General features: G+C 69.5%; 25 protein-coding genes and 1 pseudogene. 4 read left to right on the top strand and 22 right to left on the bottom strand.

Translation table 11 applies throughout. The features are described from left to right. The 4 genes and pseudogenes from ARC20_RS11330 to ARC20_RS11315 all read right to left on the bottom strand — a co-directional run. Positions 1 to 327, bottom strand: a pseudogene (locus tag ARC20_RS11330) (chemotaxis protein CheW); the annotation flags it as partial. After that, positions 324 to 1,106, bottom strand: a complete 783-nt coding sequence (locus tag ARC20_RS11325) for a ParA family protein (protein ID WP_057647148.1) — start codon at positions 1,104 to 1,106, stop codon at positions 324 to 326. The pseudogene ARC20_RS11330 and the gene ARC20_RS11325, both read right to left, overlap by 4 nt. After that, positions 1,106 to 2,080, bottom strand: coding sequence for a flagellar motor protein MotD (gene motD, locus ARC20_RS11320; protein ID WP_057647146.1), 975 nt, complete (start codon positions 2,078 to 2,080; stop codon positions 1,106 to 1,108). Before motD ends, ARC20_RS11325 begins: the two co-directional genes overlap by 1 nt. A 3-nt stretch (positions 2,081 to 2,083) precedes the next feature. Beyond that, positions 2,084 to 2,824 (bottom strand): flagellar motor protein, encoded by a 741-nt coding sequence (locus ARC20_RS11315; protein WP_057647143.1) that lies wholly within the window; start codon positions 2,822 to 2,824, stop codon positions 2,084 to 2,086. A gap of 140 nt (positions 2,825 to 2,964) precedes the next feature. On the opposite strand from ARC20_RS11315, the gene ARC20_RS11310 reads away from it, so the two are divergent. The 4 genes from ARC20_RS11310 (at position 2,965) to ARC20_RS11295 (ending at position 4,789) form a co-directional block, all read left to right on the top strand. Further along, on the top strand, positions 2,965 to 3,399 hold the full coding sequence (locus tag ARC20_RS11310; protein WP_146165862.1) for a hypothetical protein: 435 nt from the start codon (positions 2,965 to 2,967) through the stop codon (positions 3,397 to 3,399). Between the two features lie 27 nt (positions 3,400 to 3,426). Beyond that, positions 3,427 to 3,807: a hypothetical protein gene (locus ARC20_RS11305; protein WP_057647139.1), complete on the top strand. Its 381-nt coding sequence runs from the start codon at positions 3,427 to 3,429 to the stop codon at positions 3,805 to 3,807. Between the two features lie 120 nt (positions 3,808 to 3,927). After that, entirely contained in the window at positions 3,928 to 4,185 is a 258-nt protein-coding gene (locus ARC20_RS11300; RefSeq protein WP_237642570.1) for a DUF2188 domain-containing protein, read from the top strand. After that, on the top strand, positions 4,154 to 4,789 hold the full coding sequence (locus ARC20_RS11295; protein WP_202595443.1) for a hypothetical protein: 636 nt from the start codon (positions 4,154 to 4,156) through the stop codon (positions 4,787 to 4,789). Before ARC20_RS11300 ends, ARC20_RS11295 begins: the two co-directional genes overlap by 32 nt. A gap of 18 nt (positions 4,790 to 4,807) precedes the next feature. Here ARC20_RS11295 and ARC20_RS11290 read toward each other — a convergent pair whose 3' ends face one another. The 18 genes from ARC20_RS11290 to ARC20_RS11205 form a co-directional block, all read right to left on the bottom strand. Next, positions 4,808 to 6,535 carry a chemotaxis protein CheA gene (locus ARC20_RS11290; protein ID WP_057647135.1) on the bottom strand — a complete coding sequence of 576 codons (1,728 nt, stop codon included), beginning with the start codon at positions 6,533 to 6,535 and terminating at the stop codon, positions 4,808 to 4,810. A 3-nt stretch (positions 6,536 to 6,538) separates the two neighbouring features. Beyond that, positions 6,539 to 7,156, bottom strand: coding sequence for a protein phosphatase CheZ (locus tag ARC20_RS11285; protein WP_108143506.1), 618 nt, complete (start codon positions 7,154 to 7,156; stop codon positions 6,539 to 6,541). Further along, positions 7,156 to 7,548: a chemotaxis response regulator CheY gene (gene cheY, locus ARC20_RS11280; protein ID WP_057647133.1), complete on the bottom strand. Its 393-nt coding sequence runs from the start codon at positions 7,546 to 7,548 to the stop codon at positions 7,156 to 7,158. The genes ARC20_RS11285 and cheY overlap by 1 nt, the downstream gene beginning before the upstream one ends. A gap of 99 nt (positions 7,549 to 7,647) precedes the next feature. Further along, positions 7,648 to 8,400: an RNA polymerase sigma factor FliA gene (locus ARC20_RS11275; protein WP_057647131.1), complete on the bottom strand. Its 753-nt coding sequence runs from the start codon at positions 8,398 to 8,400 to the stop codon at positions 7,648 to 7,650. After that, positions 8,397 to 9,281 carry a MinD/ParA family protein gene (locus ARC20_RS11270; protein ID WP_057647129.1) on the bottom strand — a complete coding sequence of 295 codons (885 nt, stop codon included), beginning with the start codon at positions 9,279 to 9,281 and terminating at the stop codon, positions 8,397 to 8,399. The genes ARC20_RS11275 and ARC20_RS11270 overlap by 4 nt, the downstream gene beginning before the upstream one ends. Further along, the gene (gene flhF / locus ARC20_RS11265) at positions 9,268 to 10,881 is read right to left on the bottom strand and encodes a flagellar biosynthesis GTPase FlhF (protein WP_057647127.1); all 1,614 of its coding nucleotides are present in this window, start codon (positions 10,879 to 10,881) and stop codon (positions 9,268 to 9,270) included. Before flhF ends, ARC20_RS11270 begins: the two co-directional genes overlap by 14 nt. Positions 10,882 to 10,941: 60 nt before the next feature. After that, entirely contained in the window at positions 10,942 to 13,017 is a 2,076-nt protein-coding gene (flhA, locus tag ARC20_RS11260; protein ID WP_181360157.1) for a flagellar biosynthesis protein FlhA, read from the bottom strand. A 17-nt stretch (positions 13,018 to 13,034) separates the two neighbouring features. Further along, positions 13,035 to 14,168 carry a flagellar biosynthesis protein FlhB gene (gene flhB, locus ARC20_RS11255; protein WP_057647123.1) on the bottom strand — a complete coding sequence of 378 codons (1,134 nt, stop codon included), beginning with the start codon at positions 14,166 to 14,168 and terminating at the stop codon, positions 13,035 to 13,037. A gap of 54 nt (positions 14,169 to 14,222) precedes the next feature. After that, positions 14,223 to 17,150: a ligand-binding sensor domain-containing diguanylate cyclase gene (locus ARC20_RS11250; protein WP_057647157.1), complete on the bottom strand. Its 2,928-nt coding sequence runs from the start codon at positions 17,148 to 17,150 to the stop codon at positions 14,223 to 14,225. 144 nt (positions 17,151 to 17,294) lie between these two features. After that, positions 17,295 to 18,086, bottom strand: a complete 792-nt coding sequence (fliR, locus tag ARC20_RS11245) for a flagellar biosynthetic protein FliR (protein ID WP_057647121.1) — start codon at positions 18,084 to 18,086, stop codon at positions 17,295 to 17,297. Positions 18,087 to 18,093: 7 nt separating this feature from the next. Beyond that, positions 18,094 to 18,363 carry a flagellar biosynthetic protein FliQ gene (locus ARC20_RS11240; RefSeq protein WP_057647119.1) on the bottom strand — a complete coding sequence of 90 codons (270 nt, stop codon included), beginning with the start codon at positions 18,361 to 18,363 and terminating at the stop codon, positions 18,094 to 18,096. A gap of 62 nt (positions 18,364 to 18,425) precedes the next feature. Then, on the bottom strand, positions 18,426 to 19,181 hold the full coding sequence (locus ARC20_RS11235) for a hypothetical protein (RefSeq protein ID WP_057647117.1): 756 nt from the start codon (positions 19,179 to 19,181) through the stop codon (positions 18,426 to 18,428). Positions 19,182 to 19,194: 13 nt separating this feature from the next. Beyond that, on the bottom strand, positions 19,195 to 19,383 hold the full coding sequence (locus tag ARC20_RS11230) for a hypothetical protein (RefSeq protein ID WP_057647114.1): 189 nt from the start codon (positions 19,381 to 19,383) through the stop codon (positions 19,195 to 19,197). Positions 19,384 to 19,439: 56 nt separating this feature from the next. Further along, positions 19,440 to 20,273 (bottom strand): flagellar type III secretion system pore protein FliP, encoded by an 834-nt coding sequence (gene fliP, locus ARC20_RS11225; protein WP_057647155.1) that lies wholly within the window; start codon positions 20,271 to 20,273, stop codon positions 19,440 to 19,442. A 2-nt stretch (positions 20,274 to 20,275) separates the two neighbouring features. Continuing rightward, entirely contained in the window at positions 20,276 to 20,683 is a 408-nt protein-coding gene (gene fliO, locus ARC20_RS11220) for a flagellar biosynthetic protein FliO (protein ID WP_081418160.1), read from the bottom strand. A gap of 17 nt (positions 20,684 to 20,700) precedes the next feature. Beyond that, the gene (gene fliN / locus ARC20_RS11215; RefSeq protein WP_425478510.1) at positions 20,701 to 21,036 is read right to left on the bottom strand and encodes a flagellar motor switch protein FliN; all 336 of its coding nucleotides are present in this window, start codon (positions 21,034 to 21,036) and stop codon (positions 20,701 to 20,703) included. Next, the gene (fliM, locus tag ARC20_RS11210; RefSeq protein WP_057647107.1) at positions 21,033 to 22,043 is read right to left on the bottom strand and encodes a flagellar motor switch protein FliM; all 1,011 of its coding nucleotides are present in this window, start codon (positions 22,041 to 22,043) and stop codon (positions 21,033 to 21,035) included. The genes fliN and fliM overlap by 4 nt, the downstream gene beginning before the upstream one ends. Positions 22,044 to 22,053: 10 nt before the next feature. Next, positions 22,054 to 22,623, bottom strand: a complete 570-nt coding sequence (locus ARC20_RS11205) for a flagellar basal body-associated FliL family protein (protein ID WP_057647106.1) — start codon at positions 22,621 to 22,623, stop codon at positions 22,054 to 22,056. Positions 22,624 to 22,817 lie beyond the last annotated feature (194 nt).

Raw genomic sequence — 22,817 nt, 5'->3', positions numbered from 1 at the left:
GATGTCGAGCGACGGGGCGGCTACGGGCTTGGGCTTGGGCGGGGCGAACGCCGGGTCGGCATCCATCTCGGCGAGCATGGCGGCCATGTTGGCGTCGAGGTCGAGCGCTACCGGTGCAGGCGCGGCTTCAACCGCGACCAGGGGCGCCTGTTCGGTCGTGGCCGGTGCCGCGCCCGCAGGGGCATCCAGCGTGGCATCGGCGGTGACATCCGCGGCATCGACGGCCATCGGCGCATCGGACGCCGCCGCCGCCACGGGCGCAGCCGCCGGCACCGCGTCGGCCAGCAGGTCGAGCAGGTAGTCATCCAGGGCTTCGACGCCGTTCATGCCGCCTGCTCCATCGCCTGCGCGTCCTCGGCCAGGATCCACTCCAGCGCACGGCGATAGGCCGACAGCCCGCGGCCCGGGTATTCGCCCGGCGCGCCCGGCTGGGTGAGCGTCTCCACCGCGCAGATGCGCGTGTCCACCGGGATGGCGTCTTCCCACACGCGCTCGCCGTAGCTGTCCTGCATCTGCTTCAGCGTCTCGGTGCCGGCGCGGGTGCGGCGGTCGAACAACGTCGGCAGGATCGACACCGGCAGCGGACGGCGACGCGAGCGTTCGACCATGTCGGCCGTGCGGCTCATGCCGGCCAGGCCGTGCAGCGCGAGCGGCTCGGCCTGGGTCGGGATGACCAGGCGGTCGGCCGCGGCCAGCGCGTTGATCATCAGCAGGCCCAGCGTGGGCGGGCAGTCGAGCAGGATGTAGTCGTGGTGCCGCGCGTGGCGGGTCAACGCGTTCTGCAGCGCCAGGCCCAGGCCGGGCTGGTTGGCGCTGCGGCGTTCCAGCGTGGCCAGCGCCGTCTGCGCGCACACGTAGGACAGGCCCGGGATGCCGCTCTCGCGCAGCAGGCCGGAGAGATCGGCCGGCGGCGTGGAGAACAGGTCCAGCACGCCCTTCGGCGGCGGATCCAGCGGCACGCCGAAGGCGCGGGTCAGCGAGGAGTGCGGGTCCAGGTCGATCAGCAGCACGCGATGACCGAGCGCGGCCAGGCCACGGCCCAGCGCGAGGGTCGTGGTGGTCTTGCCTACGCCACCTTTCTGGTTGGCGATCGCCCAGATGCGCATCAGTTCACTCCTTCGGTCACGGCAGGAGCCACGGCAGGACCGTGGCCCGGATTCAACGGGCCGCCCGCCACCGGGACCGGGGGCAGGTCGGGGCCGGCCTGCAGTTGCGGCGGTGCCGGGGGTTCCGGCGCCAGGTTCGCTGCCGAGTCGGCGAGGATGATCAACACCACCCGCCGGTTGGCATTGCGGCCAGCCTCGGTGGAGTTATCGGCACGCGGTCGGAATTCTCCATAGCCCACCATCGCCAGACGGCCCGGGCTCAGGCCCTGGTCGGCGAACAGATGCACCACCGAGGCCGCGCGCGCCGCCGACAGCTCCCAGTTGGAGGGGAACTGCGAGGTGGCGATGGGCTGGTTGTCGGTGTAGCCCTCCACGCGCACGCCGTTCGGGGTCTGCCGCAGCACGTTGGCCAGCAGCGAGAGCGTCTGACGCGCGCTCTGGTCCAGGCTCGCCGAGCCGGTGTTGAACAGGATGTCGCTGTGGATCTCCACCTCGATCCACAGTTCCGAGCGGCGCACGCTGATCAGGTTCTTCTCGATCAGCGGCGACAGCGCCTGGCTCAGCTGCGCGCTCACCGCGTCGAGCTGGCGCTGGGCGCGGGCGAGCTGGTCCTGGTTGCGCAGCGACACCGGCATGCGCATCTGCGAGGCCATCGAGGGCAGCAGGGTCGGGTCGGGGCTGGGCGAGGGCGCGGTCGGCCCGCTCTTGGCGCCGGACTTGATCGGCGAGGGGCGGTCCCAGTTGGCGCCCTGCAGCTGGTTGTTGCCGACCTGCACCGGGTTGATCGTGCGCGGCGCGCCGCCGAACGCGGCGGTGAGCGCATCGGCCATCACGCGGTACTTGCCTTCGTTGAGCGAGGAGATGGCGTACATCACCACGAAGAAGGCCAGCAGCAACGTCATCAGGTCGGCATAGGGGATCGCCCAGGCCTCGTGGTTGGCGTGCTCTTCGTGGGTGTGGCGACGACGGGCCATGGCTCAGTGCAGGTAGCCGTTGAGCTTGGATTCGATGTTGCGCGGGTTCTCGCCCTGGGCGATGGCGATCAGCCCCTCGATGATCATCTCGCGCTCGCCGCTGCTGCCGTGGATGACGCTCTTGAGCTTGGCGGCGATCGGCAGGAACAGCAGGTTCGCCGAGGCGATGCCGTAGATGGTGGCGGTGAACGCCGCGGCGATGCCGTGGCCGAGCTTGCTGGGATCGGCGAGGTTCTTCATCACCGCGATCAGGCCCAGCACCGCGCCGATGATGCCCAGCGTCGGCGCGTAGATGCCCATGCTCTCGAACACGCGCGCGGCGGCGAGGTCGTGCTTCTCCTGCTGCTCGACCTCGATCTCCAGCATGCGCCGCATCTGCTCCGGCTCCACGCCGTCGACCAGCATCTGCAGGCCCTTGCGCAGGAACGCGTCGTCCTGGCGGGTGACCTGGCTCTCCAGGCCGAGCAGGCCCTGGCGGCGGGCGATGTTGCTCCATTCGACGATCTGGTTGATCAGCTCCTCGCGGTCGCTGGCCGGCGGGCTGAACACCCAGCCCACGATCTGGAAGGCGCGCTTGAACACCGCCGGGGCGGTGTGCAACAGGATCGCGGCGATCGTGCCGATAATCACGATCACGAACGCGGCCGGCGACCACAGCGAGGCGATGCCGGCGCCCTTGAGCACGCTGCCGCCGACCAGGGCGGCCAACGCGAGCACGATTCCAGTGAGGCTGAGCTTGTCCATGAACCGGTTATCGGCGGCAGGCGGCCGCGCTTGAAGGTTTAGTCGGCGGGGGAGGACGAGCGTCACAGTTCCGGGTATGCGGGTTCCGTCCGGGAAGGTGGCGTGGGAAGCTCGGCGCGGGGATGTGCCGGGGATGGACGATGGATACGAAGACGGGCCGGCGTGCGCGCTGGCCGGCTTATCTGCTGTGCGTGCAATGGGGCGTGGGGGCGCTCGCGTTGTGCTGCACGGCGTGGTGGGGAGAATTGGGCGCGGGCGGCTGGGCGATCTGGGCGCTGATGGCGGTGGCGGCGGTGGCGCTGGTGGGCTGGTTCACCGGCCGGCGCTGGGGGCCGCGGCTGGCGATGCTGCAGTGGGCGGTGCAGATCCCGGTGCTGGCGACGGGTTCGTTCCAGTATTTCCTGTGGTTCGGCTTGCAGCTGCACCTGAAGATCGAAGTGGGCTCGGCGCTGCTGGGGGTGAACATCTATGCGCTGGCCTTGCTGCTATGGACGGCCTACTTGCAGCAGCAGGTCGCGGGCCAGGCGGCTGCGAAGCGCCCGGGCATGCCGGCGGTGGCCAAGGCGGAAGGGTGAGCGATAGATTCGCGGAAAGGAACGGACATGGAATTCGTGGCTCAACTGCTGTTCGAGCTCGTCCTGCAGGTGGTGATGGAGCTGCTGGTCGAACTGGGCGCGCATGGCCTGAAGGGCAAGCGGCCACCGCTGCACCCCGCGGTGGCATTCGGGGTGTACGTGCTGCTCGGCGCGGGGAGCGGGGCGTTGTCGGTCGTGTTTTTCCATCAACGGTTCCTGGAGGAAGCTTGGGCCGCCTACGCCAACCTCCTGTTCACCCCGCTCGCCGTGGGCGCGGTGATGGGGGCCATCGGCGCATGGCGGCGTCGTCGCGGCGACAGCCTCGTGCGGTTGGACCAGTTCCTCTATGGCTACACGTTCGCGTTGAGCTTTGCGCTGGCGCGGCTGTGGCTGTCGGCGTCGTCATGACGCCTGTCGATGCGGAATGTACCGACAGCGATGTGCGCAGGTTTCCGCTTGAGCCGAGGGTTTCCGCTCAATAGGCTGACCTCCATCGAAGCAGGGCATGAAGCTATGGACTGGGACGCGTTGTACAAGAGCATCGACATCAGCAAGGATCAGCATGTTTCCCCGACGTTGAATGGCGGTTGGGGCGTGCGCCGCACGGGCACCAAGAAGTGTTACCGGGTGTACCGCACCAAGGCCGAAGCCTTCCGTCATGCGACCGAGATTGCCCGCCGCAAGCGCGTGCGCCTCATCGTCCATGACCAGCGCGGCATGCTGCAGGAGTGGCGAGATTTCGCAGAGGGGCCGCGTGCACGCTGGCATCGGGTCTTCGAGCGCTGAGGACAGCGTTTTCATCAACTGCCCGTTCGACGCCGCTTACCAGCCGCTGCTGCAGGCCTTGCTGTTCACCACGGTCTATCTCGGGCTGCGGCCGCGCATCGCGCTGGAGCGTTCGGATTCGGGTGAGTCGCGCATCAGCAAGATCCTCGAACTGATCCGGGAATCGCGCTATGCCATCCACGATCTGTCGCGAATGCAGGCCCGGGAGGCGGGAGAGTACTACCGGCTCAACATGCCGTTCGAGCTGGGGCTCGATGTGGGGTGCAGGCATTTCGGCACGGACGCACTCGCGCAAAAGCGCTGTCTGATCATGGAGTCGGAGCGCTATCGCTACCAGGTGGCACTGTCTGACTTGGCGGGCTCCGATATTGCCGCGCACGAAGACGAGCCCCGGCGGGTGGTGACGGAAGTCCGGAATTGGTTGGCGATGCAGTGTCGGCCAGGCGCGCCCGGGCCCACCGAAGTCTGGGGCGCTTATGCGGATTTCAGTACGTGGTACAAAATGTCGCTGACATGCCAGGGCTTCTCTGGCGAGGACGCATCGGACCTGCCGGTCCCCGAGCTATTGCACAGCATCCGCCGGTGGCTCGAACTGCCTGCTTGAGGCCAGCACCCGTCAGCCTCAATCGCTGGCGCGCAACCCGTCCACGTCCAGGATCAACGCCATTCGCCCATCGCCGATCAACGTCGCGCCGGCATAACCCGGCAGTCCGCGCAGTGCCCGCGGCAGCGGCTTGATCACCACTTCCTCGCGGCCGCGGACCTGGTCCACCACCAGCCCGAAGCGGGCTTCACCGGCCTGCAGCAGTACCACCGTCAGCAATGCGGCCGGCGAGGGCTCCACGCCCAGCCAGCGGCGCAGGTCGATCAGCGGCAGGGTGTGCGAACGACGGTCCAGCACCGCGCGGCCGTCGAACCAGCCCAGCGAGGTCTGCGGCGCGTGCAGCACTTCCACCACGCGGGCCAGCGGCAATGCGTAGACGTGCTCACCGGCCTGCACCAGCAGGGTCGGCAGGATGGCCAGGGTCAGTGGCACGCGGATCATGAAGCGGCTGCCACGGCCCAGCTCGGACTGGATCTGGATCGTGCCGCTCAGCTCGCGGATGCGCGATTGCACCACGTCCATGCCGACACCGCGGCCGGAGATGTCGGTGACTTCGGCCTTGGTCGAAAAGCCCGGCAGGAAGATCAGGTGCAGGCATTCGTCGGTGCTCAGCCGCGCGGCGGCCTCGGCATCGATCAAACCCTTCTCGCGTGCCTTCTCGCGCAGGCGCTCCGGGTCGATGCCGGCACCGTCGTCCTGCACTTCGATGCTGACGTAGTCGCCTTCCTGCTGCGCCGACAGCCGCACATGGCCACTGCGCGGCTTGCCGGAGGCCTCGCGCAGCGCGGGCGATTCGACGCCATGGTCGATCGCATTGCGCACCAGGTGGACGAGCGGGTCGGCGAGCGCTTCGACCAGGTTGCGGTCCAGCTCGGTTTCCGCGCCAATCAGTTCCAGGTCCACTTCCTTCTGCAGCGAACGCGCGACGTCGCGCGCCACCTTCGGGAAGCGTGAGAACACCTTGCCGACGGGCTGCATGCGCGTGCGCATCACCGCCGATTGCAGGCGCGCGGTGGCAATGTCGAGCGTGCTGACCGCGCGGTCCAGTTCCTCGTCGCGCAGGCGCGTGCGCAGCGTCTTCAGACGGTTGCGCGAAAGCACCAGCTCGCCGATCAGGTTGACGATCGCATCCAGGCGCTTGGTATCCACGCGCACGGTGTGTTCGACTTCCGCGGCCGGCTTGGCCGCGGCGGCGGCTTTCGGCGCGGCCGGGCTCGCCGCCGCCGGCGACGGGCTCGCCGGCAGGGCCTTGGCGCCCGGCGCCGCGTCGCCGTGCAACGCATCGAGCAGGTGTTCGAACTCGTCTTCGCTGATGAGATCGCCCCCGCCCGCGGCGGCAGCCACCGGGGTGGCGATCACCGGTGGCGCGCCATGCGCGTCGAACTGCGCGATCAGCGCCGGCGGCGCGTGCGTGGGTTCACGCCCGGCCGACACCGCATCGAGCATCGATTGCAGGTAGTCCAGCGACTGCTGGGCGGCATCGAAATGCTGCGCCAGCAGGGTGATCTCGCCCGAGCGCGCCTTGCCCAGCGTGTCTTCCGCCGCGTGGCACAGTTCGACCATCGCGTGGATCGCCAGGAAGCCGGCGCCGCCCTTGAGCGTGTGGAAGCCGCGGAACACGGCATTGAGCTGGTCCGCGTCTTCCGGTGCCTGTTCCAGCGACACCAGCTGTTCGCCGAGGCGGTCCAGGATCTCCTGGGCCTCGATGATGAAATCCGCTGCGATGTCGTCCGGCACGGCACTCATGGTTTACAGCCCCAACGTGGAAAGCAGGTCGTCGGCGTCCACCTGCGAGACGGCGTGGCGATCCAGGCCGCTCACGGCCGGGCCCGCCAGGCCACTCTTCTCGCCCGGGGTTTCCTTGGGCGGCAGGCCGAGCGCGCCGAAGCCCTCGTGGACGCGGCGCACGATGCCGGCGACGCGGCGGATGATCTGGCCGGTGAGGTCCTGGAAGCTCTGGGTGAGCGCCATCTCGGTCAGGTTGTGGCGGATCTTCTCGAGCAGTTCGGTCTGTTCGCCCTGCAGGCCGCCGGCGGCGAGCTGGTCGGCCAGCTTGCGGCATTCCTCGGCCAGGTCCAGCGTGCGGTGGCTGGCCTGTTCGGTCATCGCCACGACGTGGTCCAGGCGCGCGCAGGCGTCATCCAGTTCGCCGGCCTCGGTCGGCACGGTCGGCAGCTCGCCCAGCGCCTGGCCGAGTTCGCGGGCGAGCCGGCTCAGGCCCTGCATCATCGGGCGCGTGCGCCATGCGGCGAGCGTGTCGATTTCCCGGCGCCAGGCACTTTCATCGCCGCTTTCCAGCGCATCCAGTGCCCCCTGCAGCCGCTCGATCAGCAGCCGGCGCTCTTCCTGGGCGTCGATCGTGGTCATCAGGCGGTGGCCGTCAGGCGTTCGAAGATCTTGCCGAGCTTCTCTTCCAGCGTCTGCGCGGTGAACGGCTTGATGATGTAGCCGTTCACGCCGCTCTGCGCCGCTTCGATGATCTGTTCGCGCTTGGCCTCGGCGGTCACCATCAGCACCGGCAACGTGCGCAGCTTCTCGTCGGCGCGGATCGCCTTGAGCAGCTCGATGCCGGTCATGCCCGGCATGTTCCAGTCGGTGACGACGAAATCGAACGGGCCCGAACGCAGCGCGGCGAGGGCGCTGTTGCCGTCCTCGGCCTCGGCGGTATTGGTGAAACCCAGATCGGCGAGCAGGTTCTTGACGATGCGACGCATCGTCGAGAAGTCGTCCACGATCAGGATCCGCATGTTCTTGTTCACTTCAGGCTCCAAAAGCGTTGGGAAGGGGAAGGAAGGGAAAGGTAGCCGCCAAGCATACGGTGCTGGCGCGCGTCGATCCCGGTTCCGCGTTCCGTTTCATTACTCGTCGTCTTCCACGCCGGCATCGGCCAGCTCGAAGGTCTTCAGCCGTCCGCGCAGGCGCACTACCGCCTGGCCGTGGATCTGGCACACGCGCGATTCGCTCACGCCGAGCACGGCGCCGATTTCCTTCAGGTTCAATTCCTGCTCGTAATACAGAGACAGCACCAACTGCTCGCGCTCGGGCAACTGGCCGATGGCCTTGCCCAGTTCGCGCCCGAACTCGCCGCGCTCGAACAGCTGCTGCGGGTTGGGGCCGCCGCGGGCGATGGTGTCCAGCTCGCCGTGGTCTTCCACGCGCGACTCCAGGCTCAGCACCTGGCCGCGCGCGGCGTCTTCCATCAGCCGCAGGTATTCGGGCAGCGGCATGTCCATCGCGGCGGCCACCTCGGTGGCGGCGGCGGCGCGGCCGGTGCTCTGCTCGATCTTGCGGATCGTGGCGGCGGCATCGCGCGCGCGGCGGTGTACCGAACGCGGTACCCAGTCGCCCCGGCGGATCTCGTCGATCATCGAACCGCGGATGCGGATCGAGGCATAGGTCTCGAACGAAGCGCCCTGTTCGGCGTCGTAGGAGCGCGAGGCTTCGATCAGGCCGATCATGCCGGCCTGGATCAGGTCGTCGACTTCCACGCTGGCGGGCAGTCGCGCGGCCAGGTGGTGGGCGATGCGGCGCACCAGGTCGGCGTGCTGGGTGACGCAGTCGGTCGCGTCGCTGGCACGCTGCACGGCGCGGTACTGCGCGGCGGCGTTCATGCCGCCACCCCGCGCTGGATGATGCGCTCGACGAAGAACTCCACGTTGCCGCGCGGCGCGGTGGGGGCCTGCCAGCGCGAGGTGCGGCGGGCGATCTCGGCGATCGCCTGCGCCGACGGGCTGGCCGGGTAGGCCTTGATGACGGGTTGCTGGCGCTGCACCGACAGGCGCAGCCAGTCGTCCTGGGGCACGTGGCCGAGGTAGTTCAGCGAGACATCGCCAAGGAACTTCTCGCACACGCGCGAGAGCTTGTCGTACAGCAGGCGGCCCTCGTTGGGGTCGCGCACCATGTTGGCGACGATCTGCAGGCGGTCCACGCCGCGTTCGCGCGAGAGCACCTTGATCAGCGCGTAGGCGTCGGTGATCGAGGCCGGCTCGTCGCAGACCACCACCACGGTGTCCTGCGCGGCCTGGCAGAAGGTCAGCACGCTGTCGGTGATGCCGGCGGCGGTGTCGATGACCATCACGTCCAGGTCGCGTTCCAGTTCGGAGAACACGTTGACCAGGCCGACGTGCTGCGCCGGGGCCAGTTCGGCCATGTGCCGGCGGCCGGAGGCGGCCGGTACCACCAGCACGCCGCCGGGGCCTTCGAGCAGCACTTCTTCCAGCGTGCAGCGGCCGGCGATCAGGTCGGCCAGGGTGAACTTCGGCGACAGGCCGAGGACCACGTCCAGGTTGGCCAGGCCCAGGTCGGCGTCCAGCAGCAGGGTGCGCTTGCCCATGTCGGCCAGCGCCACGGCCAGGTTCGCCGACAGGTTGGTCTTGCCGACGCCGCCCTTGCCGCCGGTCACGGCGATGGTGCGCACCGGGCCCAGGGGCTCGCTACGGGTCGCACTCAGCGGGAAGGCGTTGGTCAGGTGGGCGTATTCACGCGACGGCATGGTTCTGCTCCGGAGTACAGGGCTTATCGGCAGCGCGGCGCAAATCTTCAAGGCGCAGCACCAGGCTGGCCGCATTGGCCCGGTGGAGGTCGTCGGGGACGCGCTGGCCGTCGGTGACCCAGGTGATCGGCAGCTGGTGGTCCACGACCACCGACAGGGCGCTGCCGAAGCGGCCGGTCTCGTCCAGCTTGGTCAGCACCACGCCCTGCGGGCGGGCGGCGGCGAAGCGGCGGACGACCTCGTCCAGGTCGGCGAAGTGGGCGTTGGCCGGCAGCACCAGCAGCGAGGTCACCTGGCGCGCGCCGCGCAGCCAGTTGAGCTGGGCGGCCAGGGCGCGGTCGCGCTGGCCCATGCCGGCGGTGTCGATCAGCACCAGCTTGTAGTCGGCCAGGCGCTCGAGCAGTTCGATCAGGCCCTGGTCGCTGTCGGCTTCGTGCACGGCGATGCCGAGCTGGCGGCCGTAGCTGTAGAGCTGTTCGCGGCCGCCGACGCGCTGGGTGTCGGTGGTGACCAGCGCCACGTCGCGCGGGGCGTGCTCGGCGGCGAAGCGCGAGGCGAGCTTGGCGATGGTGGTGGTCTTGCCGGCGCCGGTCGGGCCGACCAGGGCGATGACGCCGCCGGTCTGCAGCGGATCGATCGGGGCGATCGGCAGGCGCTTGGAGAGCAGGCCCAGCATCAGCCCGCGGCCACGCGGCAATTCGGTTTCCGGCGGGATCTGCAGGGCGATGTCGCGGGTGAGGCCGTTGTCGAAGCCGTAGTCGTCCAGCAGCTCCAGCGCCTGGGCGCGCACCGGCGAGCCACGCAGGCGTTCGTCGGTGAGGCGGTTCATCTCGCGCTCGATCATCTGGCGCATCAGCGCCAGCTCGTCGCGCAGCTGCGCCAATTGTTCGTCGCTCTGCGGCGCCGGGGTCGCCGGCACGGCGGCCAGCGCCGGGGCGGCAGGGGCCACCGGTACTTCCGGCGCGAGCGGCGCGGGCATAGCGATGCGCGGCAGGGTGGTGCCGAGGTCGAAGTCGTTGTCGGCGGCGGCTTCGGCGCGACGCTTGGCCGGCGTCGGCTGCTCGTCCGCCTGCGTGGCGATGGCCGGGGCGGCCACGGCGGGCGCGGCGGCGCGCGGGGCGGCGGCCTGCGCGAAGGTGGCGAAGATCTCTTCCGGAATGCCGCCGGCGGCAGCCTGCTCCAGCGCCGGCATCGGCGGCACCGGGAACACGGCGCGCTGGCCGGTCGAGGTCGAGGCCGAGGTCGTGGCGGTGGCGCGGGCCGGCTGGCGCTCGGCCATCGCGGCGATCAGCGCGTCGGCCGGCGAGGGCGTGCGGCGCGCCGGCGCCGCGGCGGCCTGGGCGATGGCGGGGGCCGGCTCGGCCTGCACCTGCGGCGCGGTGGCGCGTGCGGGCACGATGGCCGCGGTGGCCTTCTGCTCGGCGCGGGCGTTGTCGAGCGCGCGCATCACCAGTTCTTCGTCGTAATTGCTGGCGGCGACGATCTCCACGCCTTCGTCGGTACGACGGTTGGACAGGATCACTGCGTCCGGGCCGTGCTCTTCGCGCACCAGGCGGAAGGCGGTGCGCATGTCGGGGGCGACGAAGCGTTTGATTTTCATGTCAGGGCCGGAAGTGGTGTTCGGGTTCGGTGTTCGGGGTTACTTCGCTTTCAACTGCCATCAACTGATCGTGCCGACGAGCTTGAGCCGCTTGTCCTCCGGCACTTCGCCGTAGGCCAGGACCGACAGCGAGGGCACGCTGTGGCGGACCAGGCGGGCCAGGGCGGCGCGGACCGTTCCCGGTACCAGCACCACCGCCGGCTCGTTGCGCGCCTCTTGCTTGCCGACGCACTCGGCCAGGCTCTGGTGCAGGCGCTCGGCGAGGCCGGGTTCCAGGGCCACGCCGTTGCCCTGCGTGGAGTCTTGCAAGACGCGTTCCAATTGCGGGGCCAGGGTGAATACCGGCAGCTCCGGCGACATCCCGGCGATCTCCTGGACGATGAAACGGCCCAGCGAAGTGCGCACGGCGGCGGTGAGCGCGGCCGGGTCCTGGCTGTGCGGGGCGTGTTCGACCAGCGCCTCGACGATCTTGCGCAGCTGGCGGATCGGGATGCGCTCCACCAGCAGGTTCTGCAGCACGCGCACCACCACCGAGAGCGGCAGCGCCTTGGGCGTGAGGTCTTCCACCAGCTTGGGCGCGCTCTTGGTGAGCGTGGCCAGCAGCTGCTGCACTTCCTCGTGGCCGAGCAGTTCCGGGGCGTGTTCGCGGATCAGGTGCGACAGATGCGTGGCCACCACCGTCGCCGGGTCCACCACCGTGTAGCCCACCGATTCGGCATGGGCGCGCTGGTGCGGCTGGATCCACACCGCGTCCAGGCCGAACGCCGGATCCTTGCCGGGAATGCCGTCCAGGGCGCCGAGCGCGCCGCCCGGGTCCAGCGCCAGTTCGCGGTCCGGGTGGATCTCGGCGGTCGCCACCGGCACGCCGTGCACCAGCAGGCGGTAGGCGGTGGCGCTGAGTTCGAGGTTGTCGCGGATGTGCACCGGCGGGATCAGGAAGCCGATGTCCTGGGTGAGCTTGCGGCGCACGCCCTTGATGCGCGCCATCAACTCGCCACCCTGGGCCTTGTCCACCAGCGGGATCAGCCGGTAGCCGACCTCCAGGCCCAGCGGGTCGATCGGGCGCAGCTCGTCCCAGCTCAGTTCGGCGGTGGGCGAGGGCGCCGCGCCCGGGGCGCCCGGCGCGCGGGTGGCCGCTTCCGGGCCGTTGCCCTCGGCATCCACCGGCCCGCGCTTGTGCAGCTTCCAGGCGACGAAGCCCAGGATCAGCGCCAGCGTCAAAAAGGCGACATTGGGCATGCCCGGCACCAGGCCGACCAGGCCCAGGATCGCCGCGGCCACCGCCAGTGCGCGGTGCTGGCCGAACACCTGGCCGACCATCGCCTGGCTCATGTCCTGCGCGCGCGAGGCCCGCGTGACCAGCATCGCCACCGCCGAGGACACCAGCAGCGCCGGCAGCTGCGCCACCAGGCCGTCACCGATGGAGAGCAGCGTGTAGGTGGAGGCCGCGTCGGCGAAGGCCATGCCGTGCTGGAACATGCCCACGGCCAGGCCGCCGAGCAGGTTGATGAACAGGATCAGGATGCCGGCCACGGCATCGCCGCGGATGAACTTGCTGGCACCGTCCATCGCGCCGTAGAAGTCGGCTTCCTCGCGCACTTCCTCGCGGCGGAGCTTGGCTTCCTCGCGGGTCAGCAGGCCGGCGTTGAGGTCGGCGTCGATGGCCATCTGCTTGCCGGGCATGGCGTCGAGGATGAAGCGCGCGGTCACTTCCGACACGCGCCCGGCACCCTTGGTGATGACCACGAAGTTGATGATGGTCAGGATCGCGAACACCACGATGCCGACCGCGTAGTTGCCGCCGATCACGAACTCGCCGAACGCGGCGATGACCTTGCCGGCCGCGTCATGGCCGCCCTGGCCGTGCAGCAGGATCACGCGGGTGGAGGCCACGTTCAGCGCCAGGCGCAGCATCGTGGTCATCAGCAGCACGATCGGGAAGATCGTGAATTCCAGCGGCCGCTTCACGTACACCACGGCCAGCAGCACCATCAGCGAGATGGCGATGTTGAAGGTGAACAGCGCATCGAGCACCGGCGCGGCCAGCGGCACGACCACCATGGCCAGCATCGCCAGCACCACCAGCGGCGCGCCGAGGCCGCCGCGGATCAGTTCCATCACGCGGCGGGCGTTCATCGGTTGCGGCTGGGCGCTCATGCCTGTCCTCCGGGCCTGGCGAACTCATCCATGTCGATGGGCGGCAGGTCCGGCATCGGGCCGGCGCGCCAGGCCCGCAGCTGGTAGACGTAGGACAGCACCTGGGCGACGGCCGAATACAGTCTCACGGGGATTTCCTTGCCGAGTTGGGCTTCCCGATACAAGGCGCGTGCCAAAGGCGGCGCCGAGACGATCGCCACCCGGTGGCGCTCGCCGGCCTCGCGGATGCGGAAGGCCATTTCGTCCACGCCCTTGGCCACCACCACCGGGGCGCGCATCTGCCCGCCCTCGTACTTGAGGGCCACGGCGTAGTGGGTGGGGTTGACCAGCACGACGTCGGCGGTGGGCACCGCTTCCATCATCCGGCGCTGGGACAGCTGCATCTGCATCTGCCGGATGCGGCCCTTGACCTCCGGGCTGCCCTCGCTTTCCTTCATTTCCCGCTTGATCTCCTCGCGGGTCATCTTCAGCTTCCGCAGCCAGTTCCACTTCTGGTACGGCGCATCCACCGCCGCCAGCAGGGCCAGCGCGCCGGCGGTGGCCAGCAGCAGGCGCATCGTGAAGCCCAGGCCATCGACGATGGCCGCTTCCAGCGGCTGGTTGAGCATGGCGCGCAGCCCGTCCATGCCATGGACGATGACCAGCCCGGCCGCGGTGCCGACGAAGGCCACGCGCAGCAGGGACTTCAACAGCTCGGCCGCGCCCTGGCCGCCGACCAGCCGCTTCACGCCGCTGATCGGGTTGAGCTTGCCGAAGTTCGGGGTGAACGCCTTGGTGGAGAAGCGCAGGCCGCTCATCGCCACCGGGGCGATGGCGCCGGCCAGCATGCACAGCGCGGCCAGCGGGGCCATCACCCACAGCAGGTCCAGCAGCAGCTCGCCGAAGTGGCCGAACAGGGTGTCCGGGTGCTGCCATAGGTCCGGGGCGGGGGTGAGCGCGGTCTGCATCCAGCCGCGGGCACCGGCGGCCAGGCTGCCGGACATCGTCAGCAGGGCCACCACGCCGGCACCGAACACGGTCGCCGTCGCCAGTTCGCGCGAATGCGGGACGTTGCCCTGTTCACGGGCCTCGCGCAGGCGTTTGGCGGTAGGGAGTTCTGTGCGTTCGGCGCCGTCTTCGTTCTCGGACATCGGTCAGGCAACGGGTGGGTTGCCTGCTGTCCTGCAAGGGGCGTGCCGGGCGGGTCAGGGCGTGGTGGCGGAGGTCCAGTCGGCCAGCCCGGTCTCACTGCCGCCGGGGAGGGGTTCGTCGATCTCGATGCGGTTGCGCCCGCCGTGCTTGGCCCGGTAGAGCGCCGCGTCGGCCCGCGCCAGCAGCTGGCCGACCGTCTCGCCTTCGCGGTACCAGGCCACGCCGATCGAGCAGGTCACTTCCAGCACCGCGTCTTCCACCGCGTAGGGCGTGCCGCAGATCGCGTCGTGGAGGGTGCGCAGCCGGCCGTGCGCGTGCGGCGACAGGCCCGGCATCACCGCCAGCAACTCTTCGCCGCCATAGCGGCCGACCTGGTCGCTGCCACGCAGGCAGGCGTCGAGCCGGCGGCCGACCCGCGCCAGCACCGCGTCGCCGGCGAGGTGGCCGTAGACGTCGTTGATCTGCTTGAAGTAATCCAGGTCGATCAGCACCACGGCCAGCGCCTCGCCATCGCGCCGCGCCTGTGCCACGCACACCGCCATCGCCTCGAGGATGCCGGCGCGGTTGAGCAGGCCGGTCAGTTCGTCGTGGGTGGCCTTGATCGCCAGGCTGGCGCGCGCGGTTTCCAGTTCCTGTTTCTCGCGCTGCAGTTCCTGGGTGCGTTCGTCCACCAGCCGCTCCAGCTCGCGCTCGCGGGCGAGCAGGCGGCTCACGCGCCAGCGCAGCAGGCCCAGCACCGCGGCGAAGGCGAGCAGCACGTAAAACAGGATCGCCAGCGGGCTGCGCCACCACGGCGGCAGGACCTCGAAGGCCATTCGCACCGGGTTGCTCAGCTGGCGCTGCCGCAGGTCTTCGGCCTGCACTTCCAGTTCGTAGTGGCCCGGCGCCAGGATCGGGTAGACCAGGTGGTCCTGCACGGTGGTGATCCACGGGCCGGTCGGGTCGTTGATGCGGTAGCGGAACACGATGCGGTCGCTGCCGCCCGCCGCGCCCGGCGTGGAGAGGTCGATGTCCAGCGGCTGCTCGGACCACAACAGCGAGGCGCCCGGCAGCACCGGCTGCTCGCCGCGGCGGATGCGCGACAACTCGAGCTTCAGCGGGCGCGGCGCGAACAGCGCGGCCGGGTCGAAGATGCGGCTCAGGCCGCGGCTGGAGCCGATCCACACCGCGCCGTCGCGGTCCTCGAAGAAGGCGTTGGCCGACGTGTCATCCCACAGCAGCCCTTCGGCCTGGGTGACGCGGATCCAGTGCCCGTCGCGCAGCAGGTCCAGGCCCTGGCTGCTGCCCAGCCACAGCCAGCCGCGGCTGTCGTGGCGCAGGATGAAGGGCATGATCCGCGACACCAGCGGGTCGTCCACCCGTTCCACCGTGAGGCGGTTGCGGGCTTCGTCCATGCGGCCATGCCACAGGCCGGCGTCGTTGAGCGACAGCCAGATGCCGCCGTCCGGGGCGATGGACATGCGCGAGAAGTCCTGGCTCGGCAGCGCGCCGGTGACTTCCACGCGGCGCCAGTGGCCGTCCACGCGGCGGTACAGGCCGGCGCTGGAGACCATCCACAGGCGGCCGGCGTCATCCAGGTGGGCGTCGTCGAACGAACTCACCGGCAGTTCGCGCTCGCGCACCGGGTGCGTGCTGCCCGGCGCAAGCGAGTAGACGCCGCGGCCGGTGACGATCCACAACACGCCCTCGCCATCGAACAGCACCACGCGCACGCCGGCCGGCACTTCGGCGATGTCGCGCGTGCTGCCATCGAGCGGGTCGCGGCGCGCGATGGCGCCGGAAGAACGGCCCAGCCAGACCGCGCCATCGGCGGCGTTGGCCATGCTGATGGTCTGCTGCAGCGGCCGGCCATCGGCGAGGTTCCAGGGGCGCATGCGCCGGGATGGCGCGTCCAGCACGTTGCTGCCGGCATCGCCGCCGACCAGCAGTTCGCCCTGCGGCGAACGCAGGATCGACCAGGTCGGCGCGGCGGCCAGGCCCTGGTTCTCGTCCCAGTGTTCGATGCGGTCATAGGCCAGCCAGCGCTGCACGCCCAGCCCGCGCGTGCCGATCCAGAAGCGGCCGTCGCGCTGCACCAGGATCGGCCCCACCAGCGGGGTGATGTCCACGCCCTGGCTGCGCGAGAACAGCCGCCAGTGGTCGCCTTCCCAGCGCACCAGCCCGCCGTTGGCGCGCGTCACCACGCGGCCGCGCGGATCCATCGCCAGGTTGGTCGCGCCGGAGAGCATGGTGAAGCTGCCGCCGGACGGGGCGGGGTGGTCGATGAAGCGGTTGCGCCCCGGCGGCAACGACAGCACGTGGTCGCCGCCGCGCACCCACAAGGTGCCGTCGCGGGCGCGCAGGATCGCCTGCAGGCGTTCGGCGGGCAGCCCCTGCGCGGCGCCGAACGGCGTGATGCGGCCGTTGATGTCCACGCGGCACAGCTGCGTGCCGCACGCCACCCACAGCAGTTCGCCTTCGGCCATCAGCGCCTCGCCCACCGGCGGCAGGGCATGGCCCTCCCAGCGCAACGGGATCGGTCGCACCTGCCAGCCCCCCTCGCCGGGCGTGATCCGCAGCAGCTGGTGGTGGCTGACCACGACCACGCCGTCTTCCTGCGCCACCAGCGTGTTGCCGTTGTCCAGCTGCAGCGGGCGGCCCTGCCACTGCACGCTTTCAAAGCGTGTCGCGCGGCGCACGTACAGGCCGTTGGACGTGCCGACCCACAGGCGCCCGGCGCTGTCCTCGGTGATCGCGCGCACGTACAGGCTGCTGATGCCCGCTTCGTCGCTGACCAGGTGGAAGCGTTCGCGTTCGTAGCGATGCAGGCCCAGTTCGGTGCCGGCCCACAGCACGCCCTGGCGGTCCTCGTAGAGCGTGCTGACCGACAAGCCTTGCAGGCCCTCGGCCTGCGCATACGCGCGGAAGCTGTAGTTCTGCGCCACTGCCGGCAGCGTCAGCAGACAGGCCAGCGCGCATGCCCAGCGCACAGCGCGGATCACGGCCGTGGTGCGTCGGGTGAACGGGTGCGGCGAGGTGGCCACGTGACTGCGAAAACTCCCCGGAAACGGCGAATCCCCTCCCCGGGAATCGTCCGCCATGGATATCGGCCGCCGTGCCCGGAACTGTAGGGCGGCCATCCGGGCTCAGGGCGTGAGTTGGCGCGCGGCGTCGAAGGCCGTATCGAACAGGCGTTGCACCGGCGGCCCCATTTCGTTGGCCAGCGTGGCCAGCAGCACCAGCCCGAGCAATACCGAGACCGGCAGGCCGAGCTGGATCGGATTGAGCGCCGGCGCGGCCTTGGCCAGCGCGCCGAAGGCCAGGTTCACCGCCAGCATCGCCACGACCATCGGCAGGGCCAGGGTGAGCCCGCCGCGCAGCACCTGCAGGAAGAACGTCGGTGCCACTTCGGCGAAGGCGTGCGCATCGGGCAGGGCGGCGCCGATCGGAATGGCCTTGTAGCTGTCCACGATCAGCGCGATCAGCGCCAGGTGGCCATTGGCGACGAAGAACAGCAGGCCGAACGCCAGGTAGAACCACTGCGCGACCACGCCGGAGGTGACGCCGCGCAGCGGGTCGGACATCTGCGCGAACGACAGGCCGGTGCTCTGGGAGACGATTTCGCCGGCCAGCGCGCCGGCCTCGAACACCAGCTTGAGCATGAAGCCGATGCTCACGCCGATGGCCAGCTCGCGCGCCACCGTGAGCACCACGGCCGCATCGAAGCCATTCCACGCCGGCACCGGCGGCAGGATCGGCGCCAGCGCCATGGCCAGGGTGCCGGCGATGGTCACGCGGATGCGCTTGGGCACGGCCTTGGTGCCGACCAGTGGCATGGCGGTCAACACCGCGCCGATGCGCAGCATCGTCCACAGCACCGCGCCGATCATCGCGAATGCGCGCTGGCCGTCGATCACCATCTGGGTGGCGGCATCCACGGCGTGGCTATCCGATGAGGTGGGGGATGCGCTGGAACAGCATGGTCGTGTACTCGACCAGGTGCGCCAGCAGCATGCTGCCGGTGGCGAACAGCACGGCGGTCAGCGCCACGGCCTTGGCGATGAAGGCGATGGTGGGCTCGTTGATCTGCGTGGCGGCCTGGATGACGCCAATCACGACGCCAACGACCAGTACGGCCAACAGGATGGGGCCGGCCAGCCAGAGGACGGTGACCAGTCCGCCGCGCAGTTCGGTCAGGGCGATTTCGGGACTCATGCCCGGGACGATGCAAGGGCGGTGCCAGTCGGCCGCGACGGCGGGACGTCGCGCCGAAGGCTTCAGGCCAGGATCCCGGCATCGCTGCGCGGCAAGGTGCCCGCCAGTCGTACGTAGCGGACGTTCAGCGACATGATCTGTTCATAGCGCAGGACGAAGTAATCGCCGGCGATGTCATGGACGCGCACGCGTGCCGTGCGCCGATCCTTCGCGAGGGCGCGTCGCTGGACGGCTTCCAGCACCAGCCGGTCCAGCTTGCCCTCGGCGTCGCAGTAGTAGTCCACCAACGAGCCGACGTACAGCACCGGCTCGCCGGCAACTTCCACGACCGCCGCGATGGAGATCAGGTCGGGCACCTCGTCGCCTGTGAAATCAGCGCCGCTGAGCAGGTAGTACCAGGGGGCGCGGCGGAACCGGAACAGCCATGCGACAGGCGAATCGCTCTGATCCAGGTGCCAATGGATGATGAGCCGGCGCACGAGGGGCGTGAGCCATGCGGCGGCCAGGAGCTGCGAGACGAGATAGCAGGCGATCTGACCCACCTGGGCGTGCGCCTGTGCAATGGCTTCGGCTTGGACCGCGGGGGCGGAGGACAGCAATCCGAGCAGGATGCGCAGGTCGAGATGTCGTCCGGCGAGCGCGCAGGCGCCGAGCCAGAGCGCATGCATCAACACGGACCAGAGCACCCCTTCAGCCACGACCGTGCCGAAAGGCGAGTAGTCGAGTTTGTCCCGCTCCGCCAGCTTGACCTGCGAGCGGCATATGAAGCCTGGCAGCAGGACGAGGAAGACGACCAGGGCCGGCAGCGCGATATTCACGCGCTTGGCCGGATCAGGAGGCGCGGGGGACGTAGACCGGCGTCAGGCGGAGGGTGCGCTGCGTGGTCTCATCCCTGATCTCGATCACCACCGGCGCGGCATCCTGCCGCGTGTCATCGGAGGCGAGGAAGCGGCGTAGCTGCGCCAACCCGTTCGGGTCGGCGAGCACCTTCTTGGCAAGTGGACTCTTGAGGACTTTCATGCGGCGAATCTTGCACACCGCAATTGCCCCTTCAAGCGCGCAACTGCATCAATCGCTCAAACCGCGTTGAAGCTCGCCGCCAGCGTGCCCACCACCAGCACCCAGCCGTCCACCAGCACGAACAGCAGGATCTTGAACGGCGCCGACACCAGCATCGGGGAGAGCATCATCATGCCCATCGACATCAGCACGCTGGCCACCACCAGGTCGATGATGACGAACGGGATGAAAATCAGGAAGCCGATCTCGAACGCGGTCTTCAGCTCGCTGGTCACGAACGAGGCCACCAGCACCGGGAAGGGCACGGCGTCCGGGCCGGCGTACTTGCCGTCGCCGGCCATGCCCGCGAAGGTCATCAGGTCGGTCTCGCGGACCTGGGCCAGCATGAAGGCGCGCAGCGGCTGGGTGGTGAGCGTCCAGGCGGTCTGGAAGTCGATCTGGTTGTTGAGGTACGGCTGCAGGCCGCTGCTCCACATCTTTTCCCACACCGGCATCATCACCAGCGCGGTGAGGAACATCGCCAGGCCCACCAGGATCTGGTTGGACGGCGTCTGGCCGGTGCCCAGCGCCTGGCGCAGCAGGCCCAGCACGATGGTGATGCGGGTGAAGGCGGTGAGCACCAGTAGCATCGACGGCAGCAGGGTGATCGCCGTCATCAGCAGCAGGGTCTGCAGCGGCAGGCTCACCGGCTGCTCGCCGATGCGGCCCACGGTGACGTTCGGCAGCGCCGGCAGCTGGCTGCTGCCGCCCACCGGGGCAGCAGCCGGGGCAGCAGCGGCTTCGATGTTGACCGGCGCGGCCGCCGGCGCGGCAAAGGCGAAGGCCGGGCACACGGCTAGCAGCAGGATCAGCAGCAGGCGCAGCGCGCGGGTGGTACGGAACGGCAACATGTTCATCGGTCCTTGCGCAGCTTCTGGGCGAGCAGCTGGGCGAAATCGGGCAGTTTCTTCAGGTCGGGCAGGCTCGGCGGCGGCGGGGACGGCAGCGGGGCGTCGAGGCTGTGCAGGGCATTGATGCCGCCGGCGGTCACGCCGAGCAGCAACTGCTGGCCACCCACTTCCACCACCACCACGCGCTCCTTGGCGCCGAGGGGCAGGCTGGCGACCAGCTTCAGGCCGGCGGCGGGGCGGAACCCGCTGCCGGGCATGCGCTTGAGCAGCCAGCCCAGGCCGACGATCAGCCCCAGCACCAGCAGCAGCGCGAACACCGCGCCGAACAGGCCCGGCGAGCTCGGCGCATGGTTGCCGACCTCGCTGGCCTGCCGGGCCACCGGCGCGGCCGCCTGGCCGACCGCCAGCAGCGCGTGCGCCACTGTGTTCAACGCAGTCTCCGGATGCGCTCGCTCGGGCTGACCACGTCGGTCAGGCGGATGCCGAAGCGGTCGTTGATCACCACCACCTCGCCGTGCGCGATGAGGGTGCCGTTGACGTAGACGTCCAGCGGTTCGCCGGCGCCGCGCTCCAGTTCCACCACCGAGCCCTGGTTGAGCTGCAGCAGGTTGCGGATCGGCAGGCGCGCGCGGCCCACTTCCAGCGACAGCGTCACCGGCACGTCGAGGATGACGTCCAGGTTGAGGTCGGCGGTGGCGTTCTGTTCCTCGGCCAGCAGCTGTTCGAACTGGGCGGCCTGGGCGATTTCTTCTTCGGTCATCATGGCAGCAGGTCCTGCGCTTTGCGCAAAGTCGGGGTGCCGGGCGGTTGCACGGCGGTGATCTTGATGGCGTTCTTGCCGTTGGCGACGCCGAATTCGCCGGTGAACAGCGGGATGTTCTCCACGCACAGCGGCACCTGGGACGGCAGCTCGATCGGCAGCACGTCGCCGACCTTCAGGTTGGTGAGCTGGCGCAGGCTCACGCGCTTGGAGGCCAGCACGCTGGAGAGCGTGACCTCGGCCACGTTGAGCTGCTCGCGCAGCATCACGTTCCAGCTTTCGTCGCGGTCGTTGCGGTCGCTCTGGATGCCGGCGTCGAGCAGTTCGCGGATCGGCTCGAGCATCGAGTACGGCAGGGTGACGTGGATCTCGCCGCCGCCGCCTTCCAGCTCGACATGGAACCGGCACACCACCACGTATTCGCGCGGGGTGACGATGTTGGCGAAGTGCGGGTTGATCTCCGAGTTGATGTACTCGAAGTCCACGTCCATCACCGGCGCCCAGGCTTCCTTGAGGTCGGCGAAGGTCTGCTTGAGCAGCAGCTGGATCACCCGCATCTCGGTGGCGGTGAATTCGCGGCCTTCGATGCGCGTCGGGTAACGGCCGTCGCCGCCGAAGAAATTGTCCACCACGGTGAACACCAGCGTCGGCTCGAACACGATCAGCCCGGTGCCGCGCAGCGGCTTGAAGCGGATCAGGTTCAGGTTGGTCGGCACGTACAGCGAGTGCATGTACTCGTTGAACTTGACCAGGTCGATGCCGCGCACGGACAAATCGGCCGAGCGCCGGATCAGGTTGAACAGGCCGATGCGCCACAGGCGCGCGAAGCGCTCGTTGACCATCTCCAGCGTCGGCATGCGGCCGCGGATGATGCGGTCCTGGCTGGCGAGGTCGTAATTGCGCGCCTCGCCCGGCGCGGCGGCGGCCGGCGCGGTATCGACGGCGCCGGAATCCACGCCGTGCAGCAGGGCATCGATCTCGTCCTGGGAAAGCAGGTCGTTGACGCTCATCGGCGTGGCCTTACTGGGTCACGAAGCTGGTGAACAGCAGTTCGTCGGCGCTCTTGCTGCCGGTCTCGGCCTGCATGAGCTTCTGCACCTCGGCCAGCGAGGTGGCCTGCAGCTTTTCCTTGCCGGCGCGGTCGGCGATCTCGGCCGGCAGCACCTGCGAGAACAGCATCAGCAGGCGCGCGCGGATCGCCGGCGCGTTGGCTTCGAGGTTCTTCAGCGCGATCGGGTCGCGGGTCATCAGCTGGACCTCGACCTGCAGGTAGCGCGGGCCGTCCACCGGGCCGTTGAGGTTGACCACGAACGGCGGCTCCATGGCGAAGTACTGCGCCGGCGCCGGGAGCGCCTTGGTGGCGGGGGCGGCCTTGGCGGCTTCGGCCTTCCCGGCCTTGTCGTGGCCGGCGAAGTACCAGGCACCGCCACCGGCGGCCGCGGCGGCCACCACGGCCACGCCGGCGATCAGCACGATGGGCTTGCCGGCCTTCTTTTCCTTGGCTTCGGCTTTCTTGTTCTTGTCGGCGGCTGCTGCCACGGGAAACTCCAATGAAACGGGCTGCCCATGCAGATGCAACGCGCGTGCCATTGGCGGGGTGGCGGTTTTCCGGCGGGTCGGGCCGCGCGGTCGGGGACATCGGCGTGCCGGTGTCGGGGAATCCCTGTCGGCGCGGCCTCAGCCGCGACAGGTTTCCGTCGATGGGGTCTCCAGGCGGGCCAGGTCGCGGCGCAGGCCGCTCCTGAAGGAGGGCGGCGAGGCCACCCGGCTTCAGGACGCCCCAG

The organism is Stenotrophomonas panacihumi (assembly GCF_001431645.1).
Taxonomy (GTDB): domain Bacteria; phylum Pseudomonadota; class Gammaproteobacteria; order Xanthomonadales; family Xanthomonadaceae; genus Stenotrophomonas_A; species Stenotrophomonas_A panacihumi.
The sequence above is the reverse complement of the archived record's forward strand: the minus strand, read 5'-3'. Positions and strand labels throughout refer to the sequence as shown.